The sequence below is a fragment of the Acinetobacter sp. FDAARGOS_494 genome, from assembly GCF_003812225.1.
Classification (GTDB): Bacteria; Pseudomonadota; Gammaproteobacteria; order Pseudomonadales; family Moraxellaceae; genus Acinetobacter; species Acinetobacter baumannii.
On the sequence record NZ_CP033866.1, the window covers coordinates 29,754 to 50,247 of the forward strand.

27 protein-coding genes are annotated in these 20,494 nt (G+C 41.4%); 2 read left to right on the forward strand and 25 right to left on the reverse strand.

Annotation, left to right across the window (positions count from 1 at the left end; genetic code table 11):
- From EG365_RS00155 to EG365_RS00195, 9 genes are all read right to left on the reverse strand, one after another.
- Positions 1–2,055 (reverse strand): hypothetical protein, encoded by a 2,055-nt coding sequence (locus EG365_RS00155; RefSeq protein WP_000224779.1) that lies wholly within the window; start codon positions 2,053–2,055, stop codon positions 1–3.
- A gap of 63 nt (positions 2,056–2,118) precedes the next feature.
- Positions 2,119–2,727: a hypothetical protein gene (locus EG365_RS00160; RefSeq protein ID WP_000359223.1), complete on the reverse strand. Its 609-nt coding sequence runs from the start codon at positions 2,725–2,727 to the stop codon at positions 2,119–2,121.
- A complete protein-coding gene (locus EG365_RS00165; protein WP_001192560.1) occupies positions 2,720–3,310 on the reverse strand; it encodes a DUF2612 domain-containing protein in 591 nt (196 codons plus the stop codon). The genes EG365_RS00160 and EG365_RS00165 overlap by 8 nt, the downstream gene beginning before the upstream one ends.
- Positions 3,310–4,494 (reverse strand): baseplate J/gp47 family protein, encoded by a 1,185-nt coding sequence (locus EG365_RS00170; RefSeq protein ID WP_001229408.1) that lies wholly within the window; start codon positions 4,492–4,494, stop codon positions 3,310–3,312. The genes EG365_RS00165 and EG365_RS00170 overlap by 1 nt, the downstream gene beginning before the upstream one ends.
- 2 nt (positions 4,495–4,496) lie before the next feature.
- A complete protein-coding gene (locus EG365_RS00175; protein ID WP_001270576.1) occupies positions 4,497–4,850 on the reverse strand; it encodes a hypothetical protein in 354 nt (117 codons plus the stop codon).
- A gap of 34 nt (positions 4,851–4,884) precedes the next feature.
- Entirely contained in the window at positions 4,885–5,547 is a 663-nt protein-coding gene (locus EG365_RS00180; RefSeq protein ID WP_001218525.1) for a Gp138 family membrane-puncturing spike protein, read from the reverse strand.
- A gap of 2 nt (positions 5,548–5,549) precedes the next feature.
- The gene (locus tag EG365_RS00185; RefSeq protein ID WP_000003732.1) at positions 5,550–6,509 is read right to left on the reverse strand and encodes a phage protein; all 960 of its coding nucleotides are present in this window, start codon (positions 6,507–6,509) and stop codon (positions 5,550–5,552) included.
- The gene (locus EG365_RS00190) at positions 6,506–6,802 is read right to left on the reverse strand and encodes a phage baseplate plug family protein (protein ID WP_001240304.1); all 297 of its coding nucleotides are present in this window, start codon (positions 6,800–6,802) and stop codon (positions 6,506–6,508) included. Before EG365_RS00190 ends, EG365_RS00185 begins: the two co-directional genes overlap by 4 nt.
- Positions 6,803–6,804: 2 nt before the next feature.
- The gene (locus EG365_RS00195) at positions 6,805–7,401 is read right to left on the reverse strand and encodes a phage baseplate protein (RefSeq protein WP_001018608.1); all 597 of its coding nucleotides are present in this window, start codon (positions 7,399–7,401) and stop codon (positions 6,805–6,807) included.
- A 137-nt stretch (positions 7,402–7,538) separates the two neighbouring features.
- Between EG365_RS00195 and EG365_RS19405 the strand changes: the two genes are divergently transcribed.
- Positions 7,539–7,988, forward strand: a complete 450-nt coding sequence (locus tag EG365_RS19405; RefSeq protein ID WP_014702604.1) for a hypothetical protein — start codon at positions 7,539–7,541, stop codon at positions 7,986–7,988.
- Positions 7,988–8,344 (forward strand): lysozyme inhibitor LprI family protein, encoded by a 357-nt coding sequence (locus EG365_RS00210; RefSeq protein ID WP_000821707.1) that lies wholly within the window; start codon positions 7,988–7,990, stop codon positions 8,342–8,344. The genes EG365_RS19405 and EG365_RS00210 overlap by 1 nt, the downstream gene beginning before the upstream one ends.
- On the opposite strand, the gene EG365_RS00215 is transcribed toward EG365_RS00210, so the two are convergent.
- The 16 genes from EG365_RS00215 to EG365_RS00290 form a co-directional block, all read right to left on the reverse strand.
- The gene (locus EG365_RS00215; protein ID WP_001285933.1) at positions 8,341–10,365 is read right to left on the reverse strand and encodes a hypothetical protein; all 2,025 of its coding nucleotides are present in this window, start codon (positions 10,363–10,365) and stop codon (positions 8,341–8,343) included. The two genes, EG365_RS00210 and EG365_RS00215, sit on opposite strands and share 4 nt — an antisense overlap.
- A gap of 7 nt (positions 10,366–10,372) precedes the next feature.
- Positions 10,373–10,513, reverse strand: coding sequence for a DUF6889 family protein (locus EG365_RS19585; protein WP_185767445.1), 141 nt, complete (start codon positions 10,511–10,513; stop codon positions 10,373–10,375).
- Positions 10,514–10,560: 47 nt separating this feature from the next.
- Entirely contained in the window at positions 10,561–11,022 is a 462-nt protein-coding gene (locus tag EG365_RS00225; RefSeq protein WP_001165484.1) for a phage tail assembly chaperone, read from the reverse strand.
- Positions 11,022–11,465: a phage structural protein gene (locus EG365_RS00230; RefSeq protein WP_000109248.1), complete on the reverse strand. Its 444-nt coding sequence runs from the start codon at positions 11,463–11,465 to the stop codon at positions 11,022–11,024. The genes EG365_RS00225 and EG365_RS00230 overlap by 1 nt, the downstream gene beginning before the upstream one ends.
- Positions 11,466–11,479: 14 nt before the next feature.
- Entirely contained in the window at positions 11,480–12,955 is a 1,476-nt protein-coding gene (locus EG365_RS00235) for a DUF3383 domain-containing protein (protein ID WP_000174797.1), read from the reverse strand.
- A 3-nt stretch (positions 12,956–12,958) separates the two neighbouring features.
- Positions 12,959–13,498 carry an LIC_12616 family protein gene (locus tag EG365_RS00240; RefSeq protein WP_000502801.1) on the reverse strand — a complete coding sequence of 180 codons (540 nt, stop codon included), beginning with the start codon at positions 13,496–13,498 and terminating at the stop codon, positions 12,959–12,961.
- Positions 13,499–13,500: 2 nt separating this feature from the next.
- The gene (locus EG365_RS00245) at positions 13,501–13,869 is read right to left on the reverse strand and encodes a hypothetical protein (RefSeq protein ID WP_000057776.1); all 369 of its coding nucleotides are present in this window, start codon (positions 13,867–13,869) and stop codon (positions 13,501–13,503) included.
- Positions 13,856–14,416, reverse strand: a complete 561-nt coding sequence (locus EG365_RS00250) for a hypothetical protein (protein ID WP_000094499.1) — start codon at positions 14,414–14,416, stop codon at positions 13,856–13,858. Before EG365_RS00250 ends, EG365_RS00245 begins: the two co-directional genes overlap by 14 nt.
- Positions 14,413–14,799 carry a DUF4054 domain-containing protein gene (locus EG365_RS00255; protein ID WP_000622625.1) on the reverse strand — a complete coding sequence of 129 codons (387 nt, stop codon included), beginning with the start codon at positions 14,797–14,799 and terminating at the stop codon, positions 14,413–14,415. The genes EG365_RS00250 and EG365_RS00255 overlap by 4 nt, the downstream gene beginning before the upstream one ends.
- 3 nt (positions 14,800–14,802) lie before the next feature.
- Positions 14,803–15,234: an STY1053 family phage-associated protein gene (locus tag EG365_RS00260; protein WP_000041170.1), complete on the reverse strand. Its 432-nt coding sequence runs from the start codon at positions 15,232–15,234 to the stop codon at positions 14,803–14,805.
- 9 nt (positions 15,235–15,243) lie between these two features.
- Positions 15,244–16,269 carry a DUF2184 domain-containing protein gene (locus EG365_RS00265; RefSeq protein ID WP_000040568.1) on the reverse strand — a complete coding sequence of 342 codons (1,026 nt, stop codon included), beginning with the start codon at positions 16,267–16,269 and terminating at the stop codon, positions 15,244–15,246.
- Positions 16,270–16,333: 64 nt separating this feature from the next.
- Entirely contained in the window at positions 16,334–16,810 is a 477-nt protein-coding gene (locus EG365_RS00270; RefSeq protein WP_000525986.1) for a hypothetical protein, read from the reverse strand.
- A 3-nt stretch (positions 16,811–16,813) separates the two neighbouring features.
- A complete protein-coding gene (locus EG365_RS00275) occupies positions 16,814–18,130 on the reverse strand; it encodes a DUF2213 domain-containing protein (protein ID WP_000473611.1) in 1,317 nt (438 codons plus the stop codon).
- A 140-nt stretch (positions 18,131–18,270) separates the two neighbouring features.
- Complete coding sequence (locus EG365_RS19590) at positions 18,271–18,357, reverse strand: DUF2158 domain-containing protein (protein WP_000022939.1); 87 nt, start codon at positions 18,355–18,357, stop codon at positions 18,271–18,273.
- 61 nt (positions 18,358–18,418) lie between these two features.
- Positions 18,419–19,054, reverse strand: a complete 636-nt coding sequence (locus EG365_RS00285) for a phage minor head protein (protein WP_000635838.1) — start codon at positions 19,052–19,054, stop codon at positions 18,419–18,421.
- Between the two features lie 22 nt (positions 19,055–19,076).
- Positions 19,077–20,489, reverse strand: a complete 1,413-nt coding sequence (locus tag EG365_RS00290) for a DUF1073 domain-containing protein (protein WP_000522918.1) — start codon at positions 20,487–20,489, stop codon at positions 19,077–19,079.
- Positions 20,490–20,494: the final 5 nt, after the last annotated feature.

Genomic DNA, 20,494 nt, shown 5'->3' on the forward strand with positions numbered 1-20,494 from the left:
TTAAATTCCTGATTCTAATGTGAATGAAACTGAGAAGCGCATCGGGTCAACTAACGCACCTGACAAATTTTTAAAAAATAACTTAACTCCAGCCGCGACTCTATAAGCTGACCAACTACCATCGTATGCTTCAATTGCTTGAAGCGTTGGTGGCAAAATAACATCCCCACTACCCAGACCTGTGCCAGCAAAAATGCCAGAAACTTCAATGTGAGGATTCGCTAATTCAGTAGTTACTCCTGAATCTCGTTGCAATCTATAGACCCCCGTTGATTCTTTTGAAATCGACCAACCTGCATTGTTTTGTTGGGTAGTAAAAGTGACATCATAAGTCAGCATCATCGGTGCGATAAAACGACCCACTTTTGAAACTTCGTGATTGTATGTATTCCACTTACGAATTTTTTTAGTCCATGAATCAGATGCAACATACGGTGCATTTGCAGCAGTAGCGCCAATTACTCGCTTAAATACAACACTTGAAACTGATGTTTCATCCTGATTTGCGAAATACAATTCACCATTCGGTGCATTAATATAAATCGGTGTTTTATAGTTTGAGTCTGTTGCAGTTGGTTGAGTAGTAATTAATAATCTTCGATTAGTACCACCATACCAATTAGCAAAAAGTGTTGCTAAACCAGATGGAGAAAGTTGTATTTTCGCACCCGTCGCACCGCCCAAGGTAATGCGGCTCTTATCGATAACAACACCACCAATATTATCTGATACAGCCAAAGCAGTTGTGTCAGCTCGATTTAGCCAAGGCGTTCTAATGTATAGATTATTAGTGATGCAATTAAATGTTTGTTGATAAGAAGTATTTACAAGCCAGTCACGAGCTACACCATCTCTTGTTTGCTCTGCCCAAATTGCATTGAATGAGCAATTCGACCAAATTCCTGCCGTGAGGCCAAACTGCATATATTCAAGAATAATATTATTAAAGACGCACTGATAAGCTTCTTTAGCAAACAGCACAGGGTATTTACCCCATTGCCATGAGCAGTTGTCAAAATATGCAGTAGTACTTTGTTTAGAATCAACATCAGCAATATAAAACCCTGCATTTGATGCACTAATTGACATCAAATTTTGGACACGGAACGAGACCGTTGCATTCGATAAATATACTTGATTGTAAAAGCCTGAAATATTTGCATTTGAAAGTGTGAAGTTATAACCATCAACTTTTAAACCCGAAATATTTTCTGAAACACCCTCACTTACTAATTGCAAATCTCTTACTTCGGCGCCCACGTTAATAAATGCCACATTATTAAGAAGGGTATTTGAATTTGAATAATCACCTGGTCTTACCTTTAGAGAGTTCATTGCATACGCAGTGGCATTTTGTCTACTAAATCCACCTCCAACAATCCCTTTACCCTTGCAATCAACTTGTTTATTGATGCGATATTCAACTTGTCTGTTAGCAAGATAAATATTCGAACCTGTGTATGGACTCAACGCACATCGAATAAATGCGTCCGCATCGTCATAATTTGGGTCGTCACCCAGACCGCCAAAATCATCAATTGTTGGAAAAGCAACTGTGATTTTCACCCAATTCCCGCCATTTGCAGCAACAACAATATAACCGTCTGGAACTTTTGAACTATCAGCACTAAATACAAAAGTTCCTCCACCTAAATGTTTATCTTTTATCACAGATCGTACATTTACGGTGCGGCCTGGCCATGGCAATGTAGTAGCTAAATCATCAATACAATCTAAAGTACTGATAGTTTTTTTATTAAATTCCCTGAGATTTTCTCCAGTTAAAGTAAGTACCAGTGTATCTATCCACCCGTTTTCGCCTGCTCCGGCTGCACTAGCAACTTCAATTGCTTCTTTGAGATCCTTAAAAGCCTGAATTTGTTTTTCATTAAAATCAGCAACCGATGAGTTAATAATCTCATCAATACGTAAAAGAACCTCTGATGAATCAAGAGTAGATAAATCGCCCATGAGTGCTAGCAGTTTTTTTAAAATTGCCAATACATCATTGAAGTTATTTGTGTTGTTTAAAACCGCATTCCAGTTTGTTGCCATCTTTTTGGATCTCCATGCAACAAAAAACCGCCAGAAGGCGGTCATAAAATTTAAAAAATCAGTTTAGTAATAGACGACTACAGTGCAGATCTTGGGAGTATATGAGCCTTGAGTGTTATCACCACCAAATGCTCCCATCAGACGGAATTTGGTGTTTGTCCGGGCAAAGTCTTCACGCTCTTGCAAGCTAACTGCATCAGCTCGATTGCTTGTTCCAGTACATACGATGCCATAATCTGTATCAGGTGCACCCTCACTCAAAGTAAATTCGATTTGGCCGCCACCTTTATTTTCAACTGAAGCAAAGCCACGGCTTTTGACTAAATCGAACGTTGAGCCGTTGAGGCGAATAATAGCGATAGCTTTTTCACCTATGGTTCCACCGTCGACCGTATCGATAGTAATATCTTTAGAGCCATCAAATGTGCCACTACCCTGGATTACACCAGTGAAATTTATCTTTCGTCCCTTTTCTAACTTTGCTGCAGAAACAGCATTAGCACCTGCATCCAGCTTGCCATCAATGATTTCATTAATCTTTTTGGTTATTGAATTAAATAACCAGTTAAACCATTGACGAGCGGGTTTCTGATTTGATGGAAAGCCACTTAATAAAGTTAGTCCATCGGTATTTTTTGGCCCGTTCAGGCTAAATTCTTCTAACTTATCCATCTACTTCATCCGAAAAAATTAGCTCAACTCCACTTGGTAAAGGAAATAACAAGCGGACTAGTTCTTTATCTATAGGTTGAAACTCTGCAAGAAATTCAAAAGTAACGGTCATGTCTCTGTTGTCCTTTAGCTTGAAAGGCACATCAGTTAATAGCTTGCAGATTTCAAATGCTTCATCGAGAGTGCAATCACAGTTGTTTAACAAGATTTTAGCTTTAACAACTGAGGGTAATTTTTGAGGGGGGGTGCTCTGGCCACGATAACTACTGACACCTGATTCGCGCCAAAAACCACCAATATCTGGGTTATCCGTTTCACCGAAGGTTAATGCCTCAGGCTGCCCCTCGAAACCAAAGAACGGTAAAGGAATAATATTAGGAACAACCAGTGGCGCACCCACCCACTCGGCAAGAATGTGAAGCTGATCGCCAGTGGCTGTATCTAAGTCAAACTTCTCATTTATGCTTTGCAGCACGTTTATACAATCAAGAATAGGTTCTATTGATTCTTTGACTGTCTGTTTAAACTTAGGCTTAGATCGGTGCTCATTAATGATCAGATTCAAGTAATCATCTGTTTGCATTAACCACCTCCAGCAACACTGATCTCGATATTGTCTGAATCACAATAGGCCACGGCGTTAAAAGCCAAGGTGTAATCACCCTCAACTGGTACGCCGTCTACAGTCAATTGAAGGCTTTCAATTTCATAAGACCTGGCATCCAATGCACCGTATAAACCTGCTGGTACATACAGCTTATTAATTGCAATACGGTCACCAATATCGAGCTGATTAATGTAATCGGCTGAAGCGCTCTTTATTTGCTCACCAATATCTACCGTGTAATCAGAATTAGTCGTTAATTCAAAACGGATACCAATAGACTTCTGAATAGGTCGCCAATATTGAATTTCTACAGGATCACCGTAAACCGTTGGGCGAATCACAGTTGTATTTCCATATAGATCACAACCAGGCGCTTTCTTTACCCGAATGGTTTCAGCAATCAATTGATCATTTCCACCCGCAACAACTACCGCTAAAGATTTTGGTGGTAGCCCTAAAGGATCTACGAATGACTTTTTATTTTCATAAACCTTACAACGGCTTACCCCATCAAGGCTAAACAACGCACCTAAAATACCTTCAGTATAAGAACGCGATGGAATAGCAGTCGATAGTGCCTGGCGTTGCCGTAATTTAGCATTGCTTTCAACTGGCGCACCTAATGTGGAAGCCTGAGGATTATTAACTGATTGCCAACCACGTGTAGGTGTTGAAATGGTCGTAACTGAATTTGGTAAAGCCAAAATTGCTCCAGGCTTTTCAGCTATTGCCGTAGTAACTATTTCACCTTCTGAAGGAATAACAACTTGTGCCGGCAACAACCACCGGTTATTGTTTTTGTCACTCACAATACCGTTATTAATGATTGTGCCGGCAACGCCCACCAAAACCACTGATACAGTTGATTTTGTGGCCACTGCACGGCGAATGCCATTGATTTTGACATTGCGTGAAAGCGCATCAGTATCGGCAGTACTTGGCGACATAGAGTTGTAAACGTCGGAAACAACCGCATTACAGTCAGCAATTACACGAGCAATTACACCAATCCATTGTCCATCTTGACTATCATTTTCTAAGTAAACATCTTGGCCATAAATTTCTCGATATTTTTCTTTAAGGTGCTCAACAATTTCACTGTATGTTGAAACTGTTACGCCATATTGGTTAATTACTGGGGCTATGCTAGTTAGTGCCATATTTAAATATCCCCTTGCAGATCGGCAGGACCATAGATCGTGGTGATGGATGATTGAATGGATAACGTGCGTGTTTCTCCATTAAATTGACTATCGAATGAATCAATCCGGAGTACACCTTGAGTCTCTAAAATGCGCTGGCGAATCATCAATTCAAAAAGATGATCTGTGTATTTCCCCAGCACGTCTGTTGTCCACCCCGTACCATCTGAAGTATCAGCAAACCATTCACCTACCCAAAACTTAAGACGCGTCATAACCGCCTGCGCTACACCCTCAGGTGTATTACTATGGAAATTATTTTGACCTTGGCCAAAGCTATAATCCCCATCTTCATCTAGCTTTCTATAGCGCATAAAAAAAGCCGCCTTTCAGCGACCCCTCATTCATTTATGGTTTCGGTGGACCAGACTCACCATTACCCGGCTGTACTTTCGTATGGCCATGGCTAGATCCAACATCCACATCGTTATTTTTTAATGCCCCTAAGACGCCTAACCCATCTTTCATTTCAACCGGGCAATTAAAAGTAGCTTTGGTACCTAAAAACTCCAACTCTCCAGCATCATTAATCCGGATCTTGGCATTGCCTCCATCATTTCTTAACTCAACTGCATCGGTGGCTACATTCTTTAATCGCTTAGGTTGAGATTGCGGCGCAAATGTTGCGAAACCATCGGATAAGTCATGCTTACGGTTTTCAAACGGTGGTTGAATGCCTCCGTTTTGCCACCACAAATCAATGCACCTAGAGGAGAAATGTACTAGGCACTCATCACCCCGCTTAACTGGAAATGTTAAAGCAAAGCCTCCAGCTTTAGGCCAGCATACCGGCACGTCTGGTATTAATGGTAGATCCACTAACTCCATTGACCCATCTTCACGCATTACCGGTATCTGAATAGCTGGTGTAACTGATACTGTTTGCTTATCTGGATCATAAGAATCAACGATACAAGGCAAATTAGTCCACAGTACTGCTAGAGCAGATTTAATCGCATCGTTGATTGTATTAAGCAAATGGGGCGATCTTTCGTTATTACTTAAAGCCATAATCAATCCACCGCCGTAATTGTAATACCAGATTTAGGAACTACAGCACCCTGACCAACTGAAACTGTGCTTGTATACCAGTCATCACCACGTGTATCTCCGTAGTGCTCAACTGCCTTGATGATGTAAATACCATTAATACCACCAGCCGTTTTTAGATCCTTTTGTGGTTGATCAACGCCCTGGCTTTGGTAATCAATATCAAAAGCTTGTGTCTGGATACTTGAAGTATCGACATGTATGCGTCTACCACGGCGTAATTGAGGATTAAGGAGGCAATTCACCATTAAGCCTTCAGTAGTTAGCTGAGGCATTCCGACCATCCCAGTATTTGCATTCATTTCAAATACAGAGTCCAGCAAATAACTACTAATTCCGACCATGTAGAGGTATTCATCATCAATGAAGTACTCCGTATTTGTGTCTTTGCAAAACTGGCGGATCTGATCGTCTAGTGAACCAAACATGACTTTGCCGCGAACATATGTTTGATCACTAAGCTGTGGCAATTCACCGGTTTCTACACCATTAGCCTGATACTCTTTGGCGATTTCATTTTTTACCTGATCTACTGTCGTGCCGGCAGCAATAGTTTTATTCACTAAAGCATAGTTTTTAGCTTTATCTCCAGATTGGGCCAGAATGCATAAAAACTTATCCGTAGGGCTTTCACGCTCACGCCGGTATTGAAAAGTTGAACCTTTAAAAATGGTTGATAATTCATCACCGTACCCTACTTCAAAAGTGACCATAGCACCGACATTTGAGTTGTCTTCACCAGCCAAACGATTCATTGTGTCTTCAGATAGGTTGTAGATATAAAACTCTGCTGCCTTAGGCGTTTCGGCCGTAGGTTGATTAATTCGAAATACAATTCGCATTTCAGATAAATCTAATGCCTCAGGCTCACCATATTTAAGTTGAACGGTTAGCCGGCAATTACGCTTCCATTGTTCACTCATTCCGGATCCTGCCAAAATAGTTTTATGTTGGTACCTAAATCACCAAATGATTGGCTCTCATCTTCATTGAGGTTTTGAACGTACATAGAGCCGCTAATTACATGGCTAAAAGGGCTCAAAATATCGACACCTGAGACTAAGGGAATACCTAAGGCAACAGGCTCTGAATTAGTTTGAAAAATATCTAGATACCAGCGCTTTAGAAAAATCAGTTTGAGCTGATAATTCACTTTATTTAGTTTGATAAAAAACTTCTGATTCCGATCGAGCAAAGGGATTTCATACAAAGCCATATTTACTTACCACTCATTAATGAACTAAAAGCATCTACAGCTGGTCCTAAAACAGTATTCAATACTGAAGAGTTAACTTGTTTCAGCTGTTTGGTACCAGAATCAACAACATCAGAAGTTACTTCAGGATTCTTTTGATCAGCGATAGAAACCAGCGTTTCTTTTGTGGAAACAATAAAAACTTTCTTAAATACAATATCGATCATCAAAGCATTTTCGGAAGTTTCATCAGTGACATTCTTTAATGACTTAATCAACATGTCTGTATAAAGGCGTTTACCAGTAGAAATAATAAGTCGTTGACCTTGTAAGGCCTGCAACCCCTGATAAATACCAAGAAGTGACAAATCTGACCCAATAAATGTATTACCAATAAGACCATTCATCCTTCCAGCACTTTCAGACCACCCGATTTTCATGGTGACCTCTGGCGGTGCTTTATAGCAGTGGTCAGAAATAGGTGAACCTTTTTCAACGGGATGCTCTGTTATTACAAGCTCATCAGAATGATTCTCTTCAATAACTACATCTGCAAATAAACCCATTATTGAACGATGACCACCAAACAATAGTGAGCCAACTGTTTCAGTGATAGCCATGCTTTCCTCCGGGCAATAAAAAACCCACCAAGTGGTGGGTTTAAATATTTTCAAAAAATGTTGCTTCTCAATGCTTGAACTAAACCTATATAATTTTTGATTAAAGATAAATCACTTTAAAATAAAGGTTAATTCTTGTGAGCACATCATCAAGACCAATTTGTCCCTACTGTAATAGTAAGCAGACACGATTTGCTTCAAGCAAATCAAATATACTTAAATCACAATACACTTGTAAAAATTGTGGCCAAAGCTTTTCAGTTAAAAATGAACTGTATGAATCAAAAGGCGGTTGCTTTAAGTTCTTTTTCAAACTGATATTTTGGGTAGTAATTGTAGCTATTGGCTTTGCCATTTACTTGGCAAAATTTGATAACACCCCTAATAAATCGCAATCTTCTACACAATTAACTGAAAAGAAAAATTCAGATAGTAGTGATAAGGAGGAATTTTCACCAGAAGCTGAAAAAGCTGCTCACGAATACATCCCCACTGAAGAAGATTATAAAAAACATGAAAGTATTGCTGATAGTAAAGATCAAAGTGATACTTTAAATATCTCTACAACTATTCGGAATAAAGATTAATGAAGAGAATCTTATTGTTGGCAACAGCATCATTATTAAGTTTCGGCACTTTTGCTAACTGCGAAATTTACTTTAATGACCCTACTGATGTAGCGAAATGTTATGAAGACGAATCCTTTGCGAAAGTCACCTCTAATCTTAAAAAGTTAAAAGAAATTTCCAAGGAACAGTTAACTTATAATCCTAATGTCATAAATGATTTAAATAAATCACAAAAAGCATGGTTGCTTTACCGTGACAGCTATTGCACAACTTATAGTTTCTATCACGGTGAAAGAAACGCACATGCGAACTGTATCGTCCAGTTAAATAATGATCGTGCAAAACAGCTAAAAACAGATATTGATGCCAATTAACCAATTAAACTTTTAGTGTTACGAGCCAAAAGAATCATCGTATTTTCTTGCTGTTTTTTTACAGCGTTCGCTGATTCTACTGGCTCTCTTGCACCATTGATTACCATATCAGTTTTATAGCTTTGATGTATTACTACTGATTTAGCAGACATATTTGAAGAATTATTAACTTGGGCTTTGTCTGGATTGCCATTTGGTGGACCAAAATTATTAATCTTAGTCTCACCATTATTAATGATCTTTTCGCCAACATTTGCTGAGTTGTAATGCTTCTTAAACCGTCCTTTTTGATATTGAACAAACTGTACAGGAGTTTGACCTTTAATTGGGGTATTTACTCTTATTGCTTCCAGAGTTTTAGCAGACACCTTATTAGAACCCTTTAAAGCAGGAATAATTCCCGGTCCAATATTATGGAGTAAATAAAGATTCTCCCCCGTAACTGCTAATCCATTTTTAGTAAGAATATCTGCATTCTGTTTAGCCAAAAGACCTGTTGCTAAAGTATTAATATGCTTGTCATAACGAGGATCGTTTTTAGTACGAAATCTCTTCCCGATCTTTGTCATACCAATTGCTTTACCCTCAGCGGTTTTTGCCAGATTATCCCAAGTAGACTGAATAAACTGACCGGTACCAATCGCTCCTGTAGGTGACATTTTCCCAGTCCAACCATCCTCCATTTTAACGAAGCCACGTAAAACCTTCTCATCAAGACCATATTTTGTAGCAGCTTCATGAATGTATCTATCAACATCTTTACCAAAGCTAAAACCATAACTCTTAGAAACACTTTTCTTAATAGTACTTACGGTTGTCTTAGCTACATTCGCAACTACTGCTGCACCCGTTTTAGCAGCTTGGGTAGCTGCTTCTGCTGTCTCTTTCGCGGTTCCTGCTGGATCATCAATTGCCTTGGTAACAAACTCTACAGTTTTATCCTTAAGGCTTTTAATTAATTCGGCCAACTGCTTAATACGGCTAATTGCGGTTTCAATTCCGTTTTCCCACTTAGACCAGTCAATAAGGCTTTCACCGCCATTTTTCCAAGTTTGGTAGTCATCCCATAAAGCAGCAATAGCAGCGGCAAGCGCTAATACAATACCGATAGGTGAAGCCAAAAAAGCTAAACGTAACGACTTGATCAGGAAAAGAAGCCCTTTCAACATTGGCAGTACTGAGGCCAATTTAGCAATCGTTCCAATAAAACCACCAAAGATCACGGCGAGCAAAGCAAACTTTAATCCAGTGGCCAGAATTGCTTTAAACCTTGGATCTAGTTCAGCGAACCAAGCAATAGCACTTCGCAAAAAGTTATTAATCATCTTGAGGATGGGTATAAGTGCCTGCCCTGCGGTCATTACAACAACTTCAGTAATAGCTTTGGTCGTCATGGTGATGTCACGGAATTCAACCATGAAATCGGTACCAGACTTGGTAAGCTCATCAGTTAAGCCAACACTTTGACGTAATTTCTGGTACTTCTCCATGTTGTCGATGAACTTATCATCACGCATGGCCATAAGGGTATTTTCATCAATACCTAAAGAACTGGCATAAGCATTTGCCTGGTAGTAATCCATCCCTTTCATTGTTTTTGAAAGGTCTTTCATTACTTCTACACGGTCACGCAACTGACCATTACCATCCCGTGTAGCAACACCCATGCCAGTTAACATACCTTCGTAACCAGGCGAGTTACGCATCTTCTGCGCCACATTCTCAAGTGACTGTAATGCATTTTGAGCATTACCACCCATTTGTGAGATTGCATCACCATAAGCACGAATATTTGAAGCAGATGCGCCAATACGTTGAGATGAGTAATACAGCTTATCGAGTTCACTTGCTGTCTTTGTTACGGCAACAACTGCGCCAGTTGCAAGAAGCAATAAAGTCTTATGCAGCAAAGCCGCTTTTAGCTCTACCCCTTTAAGGGTATCAGCCATTTTTCTAGCACCTTCATTGTCCGTAGAGAAACCTAAGGACACAAAGAAGTCACGAATAACTGTATCACTCATGTCTAACTCAACCTTTGTTTTGTTCGTGGTATCGTTCGAGTAAAAGCTGGTTATCTGCCTGCACATCTAATGCATCATTCATCAATGCAATATCTGCAAGGTCTAAAGTTCCATCTTTTAAAGATTCAAAACGACAAAGGCCACGAATAGCGGGTCTTAAAACCCAATCCTCGTGGCCTGGTAAATGCTTAAATGTTAAGTGGGCTGTTTCGTGCTCAATGCCTTCGTAAGCAGCCCTTGAATAAAATTTCCCAAGTTCGTACGAATGACGGCGATAGTTAGCGGCAAGATATGCTCCATGCCTAAATCATCAAACATGATTGCATCACGGACCACTACTTTTGCACCATTGCGGGAAACCACTGTTAGACACTTCTTAATGACATAATCAACATCATCCTCAGGCATCTTGGCGAAGGCATCCATAAGTGGTTGTAATGCTGAGCCAAGGCTTTCGAGATTTGCCTCAGCCAAGCCACTCACATCGTTTTCTTCAGCGCTTTCTAACTTCTCAATGGTTTTTTGAAGCTCACCTTTTGCCAACTCCGTAAGAATTGGCATGATCGTAGGAATAATTGGTGCAATTTTTCGGGATACATGGAACTGGTCAATTGCATTTAAGCGACCAATTTCGTAATCATAATTACCAATCTGCATTACTCATACGCTCCTAGTTTTTGATCAATTTTGATTGCATCGAATACCCATTCGTTGAAGTCACCAACTGACTTGTAAGCCAAGTCCGTATGCTTCTTGAATGCGCATTTTGATGCCGTAGCGTTATCACCAGATCCAGCGTGATTTAGTGTGATAGTGTTCTTTCCCCACTTCTTAGTACTTGAGCGCTGAATGTGATAAAGATTAGAAAGCTTGGCGTTAATAGGTGATGTTTTTAATAGGCGAACTGTCACCGTACCTGACTTATTAGCGCTCAGAGAGTGCATACCCTCACCATCTGCCCCAATCGTCATAGTGTTCGCATCACCAGCCATTGCAATGGTAATGCCTTCATCTGCAACGCCCGCACCGTAACCTAGGTCAATTACCCCGTCATCACTGGCGAGGGTACATTGAGTATCCATAAATGAATATGTAGACATATTTCTTATCCTTATTAGCGGTTAACAGAAACAAGCACATCGGAGAAATGTGTTGCACCTGCCATCTTGATAGCAATTTGGAAAACCGGAGATTTACGCGCTTCACGTTCTGATTGAGCTTGATCATCTAGACTGTTCGCAAAAACGTAAAAACCTTTAGAAAGGTAATCACCTGTTTCTACTGCTCCAAAAGAATCACCATTCCACTGACCAGGACCAATAAGGCCATTTGTTACTGCCTGCTCCAATGCCCGTTCAAGCATAGTACTTTGGCGATTTACGCCGCCTTCCGTTTGCGGGACCTTAGTTGGCGTGGTATAGAAAAGATTCCACAGTGCCGTCTCTAAATGGTTTTGCAACCAGTCGAGACCATGACGCTCATCGATGAATGAACCATCACACATGACACCTTCTTGAAGAATTGCGGTGTCATTGTTGTAGCCGGCAAAAACATTACAGTTTTTATCTTTTAGGGCTTTTGCTTGGGAAACTTGTAGATCTTCAGCGGCTACACCCGGAAGCTGCTTAAACTTCAATGTAATGGTCGTGTTGGTACCATTGAAATTAACGCTAAATGCTCGCCCAAATACTGAAGCTGCTGCATGTGCCGTATCACCCGAAAAAATCGAAAATACGCGACCGTTATTTAATTTACTGAGCTTGTAGGCTAGATCGGCTGTACTGGTACCATCCAAAGCCAATGAGTTAGTAATTGTCTGGCCATAAATGCGAGATGGTGAAGTCGCATTAATGAATGCTGCCACTTCTAACACATCTGCATCAGAAATTGGCTCAGCGATATCTAACCCATACCACTTAAGTGACTTGTCCGCTAAATGTGTAATTGCATCCATCAATGGCTCAGCAGCATAGCCATTTACTGGTACCGAAGCATGACCAACGGTTAAACCCATCAATGAAGAAACGTCTGTACCAGTTGCATTGGCAATAGCATAGGAAATTGTCGAAGTGGTACCGGTGGTTAATGACGTAATTTCAAAACGGTTATAAACATCATTCCAAGTTACTGAAGCGGTACCCAGCTTGGCTGTTAGGGCAGATGCCACACCATTTAAATTGGTGACAGCTGATAAGTTCAGGGCAGTTACAACCTTTTCAGAACCATCAATGGTGATTTTCATCGAACCATCTGAAATAGCTGTGAAGTTTGAAATATCACGTTGATCTGCAGATAAAACCGCACCTTTTAAAACCGCTGAACTTGCCGATTTAACCCAACGGCCAATATATAAAGTTCGTGGTTTTGGGGATTGGCTAAAGTACAATTCAGCAGCTTTATATTCTGGCGCATCGGTACCATAATCTAATGCTACAGGTGTAAGACCCGAGTATTCGCGTAAACGTTCAACTGGATCTACAACACCATCCGTGGCACCAAGAATAAGTAAATTACCGAAGCTACGTGGCCCTGCTGCTAATGCCGCCAAACTAATGGAGACATTAACAACGTCTGAAACAGGCAATGTCATGGATTAACTCCTAGGAAATTCTATCGGCCCAGCATCTACAAATGACTTAACAGCAAACGTGCGTAATGTTTGCCGCTTAAAGACAGCGGTTAGGTCATATCGATGTACATACTGATTATTGAGAAAGTCAGGCGCGGTGATGATCTCACCCACCTTGATAAATTTGATTTTTTGCGCTTTGAGTTGCGCGATGTTTTGCGGAATGCCTAGACCATCCTTTAGGACGTTTGCAATTGATTGGCCGTGGTCGCCGTAGAACGATAAAAACAGCGTCAATTCTTCATGTCGAATTGAATCCATTGTTTCGTCTTTCTGGTCGAAGTAAGGCCCATCATCAGGAATTATTGACTTTACGGCGAAGGCGCACCAATCCTCACCAATTTCAGGAAAAGGCGGTGGTTCTCTTTGGAAACGTGGACGAACCATATCACCTGGTAAGGATGTAATCCCGACAATGAAGGCTTGAAAGATGTCCTCTAGGTCTTGGTCATAAGCAGATCCGCCACTAGGGGTAATATATCCCCCTGAAGCAGAATCACCCATGATTACCCCAGTGGTTTAAGCTCACAAATTGCTTTTATGAAACCTTGGCCATAATGTAGATTGTCCAGCACTTGAGCCACAATGTAGGTTTTACCCTTCCACGTAATCTCATCTGCTTTGGTATTTTTATCGCCTGAAGTTAAAGCAAACTGCGTGTGAATGTTGATTGCGCCTTTAATCAATGTGCCATCTGCTCGACGGTCCATATTGAGGCCATTATTTGTAGTAACTACGCCATCAAAGGGTGTTGATGTAGTCGTTTCTTGAGATCGTCCATTGTTTCCTACGATGACCTCTGTGCGCTTACAAATAATGCCTGTGTCCATGAAGTCTGGATCTAGCAAAACGTCTGAAACATCAAGTTGAGCCACGCTTTACCTCCTTTTCCTTTTTCATGATCACGTAAGTAACCAACTTTCTAAGCTCTCCAGTATCAATCAACGGCCGAACTAGGCCAGACTCAGCTGGACCAGTTTCAAGCTGTTTAAGATACTGTTTAGCGCCTTTACGGCCACGCCGTGCTCGAGCACGGATTGTGGCCAAAGATAGAGGGGCAAATTCACCATTAACGAAATAAGCCCGAACTGAATTCATTGCAATCATTCCAGCGGACTCAAGCAATTTCATCATTTTCTGACTATTACCATCTAAAGCAGCGTCAACCGCTTTAACCAGCTTATCGCCTACCGGTTCTTGAACTTCTTCAACACCCGGCACCAGGAAAGGTCGCTCAGGAATGTTTTGAGAAGGTGAGCCGCCTTCCATGAGGTAACCAATCTGCGCATTGGTAAGGCCGTCACCATCGGTTCGAGCCTCCCCATGTGGAATACCTACCAAAACATCCATTTGAGAAAGTTCAGCTACAGCTTGGAAAATGTCAGCTAAACCATTACCAGAAGATTTAACACCACTGCTCATAATTGGATGCCTCCCATGCCAGCCATCAGTAATAACTGATAAAACTGGACGCCCCAAGTCGTTTGGTTCCAATGACCAGCATCAGTAATGAGAACGCCGGAAACATCCATAGATTTTGAAACGCCATCAACGGATTTAGACGTCTCATTACCTACGATTTTGCCAGCATCAGCACCAATGCTTGCAGCACTCATCGTACGCCGGTAAAGCGTAAGATAATGAGCTATGAACAGTGTTAAACCATAATCGAGCATATCCTCCCAACGTTCCTCACGAAGCAGCTTCTTCCCAAGGTTTAAGTAGAAATTAAACTGAAATGATGGATATTGCGTTGTATCAGCAAATGCCGGCATTTCTTCACGAAAAGAGGATTCACTGATCATGTGTTAGGTTTCCTTTGGTGTGGCCTTTTCTTTTGCCGGTGTAGCTTTAGTTAATTCAGCCTTCAACTTTGCAATTTCAGCGTCACGGTCTTGAAGTTCTTTTGCTGACTGAATTTTAAGATCACTAAGTTCTTTATCCTTAGCCTTCATTTCTTCGTCATGCTTAAGAATTTGTTTTGCTGCTTCATCAATCTGGATTTGCATTGCTGCAATTTCCTGATCTTTCTGCTCAAGGACTTGTTCAAGCTCATTGGTATATGCTGAATGTGCTGGAATTTCCTGTGAATGAGCTTTCACGAACCAATGTTTGGCCACGTCTTCTTCAACTTCTTGAATTCCAGCTTGCAAAACGATTGTTTTTGCTTCCCCTTGTTCATCACGACCAAGGTTAACGGTTAGCGGCTTACTTAGAAGAATTTGTACTAACTTAGACATGCTCACCCCTTATAGGCCATCAGCGTAATAAGCTGTTTCTGGATATACCCATTCAACAACACCTAAACGGCCGAAATAGGTAGTAATTTGTCGAATACCACGATATTCGATCGGTGTACGTTGCAACGGTACAAGCGGGAAGCGCACACGATCTTCAGACTGTGTATACGTCAACATACGATCCGTACCACCCGCACCACGTTTTACACACCACTTAGAAGGCTGGATATTTAGAGGTCGGCCATTCACTGAATTACTTAAGCTATTGAGCTTCAAGAACTCAAGAATAGAGATATTCCCTGCTTCGCTGACAATACGCGAAGTTAAGAGACTAAATTGAACTGGTGGCAATAAAAGCTTGTCCGGGCAAACCGCAAAACCAGAAGCCACCCAAGCGTTATTTAAGACAAGGTTTACATCGTCTAAAATTTCTTGTGGGGTTGCTAGTTTCCAGTTTTTATTAACGTTGGTCGCACCCACTTTAGAAGAGTTTAAAAGCCCTTCTACACCAAGCGTGTCATCGCCGATATATACCTGCTCGTCAATATCCATTTGATATTTCAGATTCATACCTTTAAATTTCTGGTCATCCACTGGACGGCCTACAGCTCGTGCAGACTCCAATTCTGGAATGGTATAACCAATTTCCATACCCCATAAGCTAAGAGGTTGGGCAGTCTTGCCGATATCCAACGCAATTCCTGCAATAGCATCGGTATTTTTACCAATCCAAGATTTCCCGGTAGGTGATGGACCACCAGCTGCAGCAAATGTAGAGTTTGTGAATGAAGATACTTCATCTGCAATTGATACATCAGAGCGCAAGTCAATATCACGACCCCATGTAATATTTGCTAATGGCTCATGTAGAGTTTGGTCGAGGCGTTCCAATTCACCTAATAGGAATGCACCAGTACTATCAATCGTACGGGCATCAAAGGTATGCATTGTTCCAGAATCACGGGTACGCGCTCGAATTGGTCGACCCATTGCTACGGCTTGAGTCATGGTCGAAGCTAAGAGTAATTTACTCATATTTTCATTTTCTCCAGGCGTAAAAAAAGACGCATATAGCGCCGTGATTTACGTCAAAAATATTTTAGATGTTGTAAGAGATTTCTACGTTGCCCTGAGCATCAGCATCATGCATAAACATTGCATTCTTGATCTCGATGGTATTCACACCATCTGCAACCGCTTCAATCCCACCGATCGGTTTTAGTTCTGTTCCTGTAGCTACACGCACATAAACTTTCCCGGCTTTTTTCGCTGTACCAGCGTTACATTTTACTGTCATGTAACCACGGCGCATGATGTCATTCACAATTCCTGATTGAGGAACAGCTGCACCAATTCCATTTAAAGCTGATTGTGTAGGATAAGAACGCACAATTAAGCCGTATACATCGGTATCAGCCGCTTCAAGCGGTACGATTCCATCTGCTGTTAGCTTTCCGAAAATACCAAAGGCGCCAAAATTACCTTTAAGGATGTGTGCTTCAACTGTGGAGTGTGCTTTTCGTGAAATATCACCTGGAATGCCTGACGGCATACGATATAGATATGCATTACCCATTTATTAATTTCCTTTGTTTGCCCAATATTCACGGTTACGTTTATTCATTTCAGCCGGTGTCATTGGCGCTCGGCCAAAATCACGAGTAGAAATGCCAGAACGTACACCAGCGGCGTTATTTTGTTGTTTGATGAGTTCCGATGCCCCAATAAATGCAGCATCGACTGTATAGGCTGGCATGGTGTCAAAGTTCGGAGTAGCACCTACAAACGGCTTCAAGGCTTTTTGGCCATCTTCCGTAGCATAAGCCTGTTTTAATACATTGCGCTTGGTATTTAAAACAGCTTGGCCATTGTTGGCACTATCGAAAGTTGGCATCTTAAAGCCCGGTACCAAAACCTCTGCACGTGATAAAACTTCTTGAAGTGAATCACCGGTATGGTTTTGAATACCTTGTTCAGATAATTTTTGAGCTTGTTCAGCTTCCAAAATATCGTCTTCGGTTTCTTTCCCCTTACCATCGTCTTCTTCATCATCATCTTCAGTTTCCGATTCAGAATCTTTGGTTTTTTTCTTTTCCAGATTTGAGAGTCGCTCATCAAATGTTTGGACTGTTGTTTGAACTGTTTTGAGGGTTTTTAAAAGTTCACGATTGATTGCAGCATCAGTTGTTTTGCCATCATCATCCTCATCGTCATCTTCGGTTTCGACATCCTCCTCATCAGTGCTCTTGGCTTTTTCCAAAGCCTCATCAATTGTACGTTTAGCTTTGCGCAAGCTTTCCAGCCAGCCTTTACTCTGTTTAGGCATAAAACTATCTCCGATTTTACAACGCGACCCACAACGCCCCTTTTTAACCAGAGCAATGTGATTTCCAAAAATATTTGTTTGAATCCCTTTTCCTACGCTAATTTCCGTGTAATCAGCGTCATACCCTAGAGAGATTTCAACCTTTCCTTTCATCACAGCATCAATCATGTCTTTGTCTGTAATGAGCAGATCCGCCACTAAACAATCAGAATCTTCATCCTCACCACGGCGTACATCATGTGCAGTTCCGTTTGAAAGTTTCTTCCAATTCTCCGGGGTTACCCAACCCTTGGGATGATCATCTGTAACAGGCTTCCCTTCAAAACTGGCGATCGTACGTGGATCAAATAAAACATCTTCACCACGCTCAATGATGATTAGACCGGAGTTGTCAGCAGTAACTGGCACTTCACCATCGGCATAAAGCAATTTACCAATCCGAGCTAATGGAACATCTCGGCAAAGCAAATAACCTTCAGGCGTTGTTTCCCGTGTTCTACCAAGTTGGCCAGTAGTGTAGAAATTAGATCTATCTACCGTGGCCTTTGATTTCGGTTTCTTTTTAAACATGGATCACCTTTTTTGCAGGCATAAAAAAACCACCCGAGGGTGGTTTTAAGATATTTAGACCTTATTGAACAACGGTTAATGCTTCTAGTGCGAAGTCATAGGACTTTATTTCTCCATCAACAAACCACACACATGTTGCCTTACCATTGTCTTTGCGAATTTTTTTCTACAGTCATTGCATAACCGCCTGAATTTAGTTGTACAACATCTCCAGCTTTAATACTCATATTTATTCTCCAGAATTTGGAATATTCAAATATAGCAGCAATTTAGCTTTGCACAATAGGCTCAAAAGTTTGGGATTACCGGTTCCGTATAACAACGACAATTAGGCAAACATCCGGCATGACCTTTTAAATTATCCAAAGTTGGCGGACTGTTCCAAGCAACAAATTTCCCATTCATTGCCTTATGGCTTGGCCTTACATCACCATCTTCACTAGTTCGCCAGATATAACCCTCGGATCCAAGATTTTCGGCTCTCGCTTGAGTAAATACGCATGATGCTCGGCTAACCTCAGTCCGGGCAATTGTATTTGCTCTGGATCTTGTCACACGGCCAGTTGCCATAATCAAGCCAGCAATCTCACTTGAACGGTTGCCTTCAATTAGCGATCGAGTAGACAGGTCATGAATACGCTGTGCTGCATCAAGTGGTAAAGACTTAATAAGCCTTACTTGGTCATTTAAAAGCTGCTGATATACGGCTCCAGTGTCCGTATTCCTGATTTGCTCACGTACACCACGTGATAAATCCTTTGCATAAATGAGCCAAGTTTTCTCATCCCTTAAAGCGACATCAGTAATGATTCGACCAGCTGCATTTTGCGCCCAAAACTGAAGCGTGTTTGCATACTCGTTTAATGACGCAATCATCAGTGGGTATGACTTTGGATCATTTACATCAAAGCCTTTAACGATCATATCAATGTATCCCGCAATCTTTCTAAGCTGCTGGCTGTACCGTATCTCGGTCTTCCTCGCCAGGTGCGGTGATATCCGACTTATTTGACTCTTCATCGTCATAACCTTCTTTTGGCGGCGGTGGATCATCTTCAGCCTGGTTAATTTCCTCATCAGAAATATGAGAGAAAATACCGGTAGATTCGCTTGATTGACGCAATTCTTTTAACGCCGTCTGACGTGAGATGATTCCAGCCTCTTCAACCTTAGTAACTGCCTCGGCAACTTTGGCCGCAATCTCTGCCTTTTTCTCGTCATCGATCTGCCACAATGAAGCGAAATCAAACTTAAATGAATCAGGTAGAGGTTTACCTAGTTTTGACCGCGAAACAATTTCAAGCAACTTATGTAAAGGCGTACGCATACGGCCTTCTTGCTGCTGGTTGATATTGTCGTAATAGTTTGATAAGTCAGACTCACCAGTTGCACTAAACCCCGCTGGAGACTGCCCAAATAAACGAACTAATGGAATACCCAAAGCACCAGCAATTTGCTGGCCAAACTGCATCAGAATATTATCAAGCCCGGCAAAGCTATATTGATGGGCTTCATAAGTATCTTCAGCATCCATCAGCGTTAGGCCTTCATTAGATTGCCATAGACGAATTTGATTGATCTGCTCAACCAAAGCGTCATACATTCGCCCACCGGCTGCAATAAGACTACGCAAGCCTTTTACCTTGTATGTGCGTAAGTGTGCTTTATAGATAAGCTGGCCAGCACCTAATGTGGCGCTATCAAAAATAGTTAAACGATCCTCTAAGCGCTCAATAACTGATTGGCCCCATAAATTTTCCGCTATAGCCTGCCAGTAAGGTAGTTTAATCCCATCCATTCTGAAAACACGTGAATAATGAATGCGCTGATTACATAAGCCTACTGAGTCAGTAATGACATCATAGTATTTAGGCATTCCATAATCTGGACCATACTCGGTGACTAGATCTTGCAAGTCAGGTAAAACCATCCAGCGATCTAAAACAAGCAACCCTTTGAACTGATCTTTACCAATAGTATTTACATTAAGTGGGGTAGATACATTTTGACCGTCAATTAACATTACAGCGATAGCCCCACCGTAAAGTCGGGACCAGCGGATTGTCTCATTGATCTTATCCCACACTTGCAGGCTATCTAGTTCCTGGTTAATTGCCTCCACATCTTCTGGATCATCCATGCCACGGATGTTAATTCCTTCACGCGTCATGTCATCCGCTACAACATCGACCGCTTGCCCAACCACCCAACTTGATCGATACATCGCTTCAAGCTTCAATCGATTTCGGCTTGTGAAGTTAAAACCATAAGTCGATTGATCGTGTTGACTTCCAGAACCCAACCCAACTCGAGCTGCAAAGTTCTGGAACGAATCTCTTGTAAATTTAATTAAGCCCATAACTT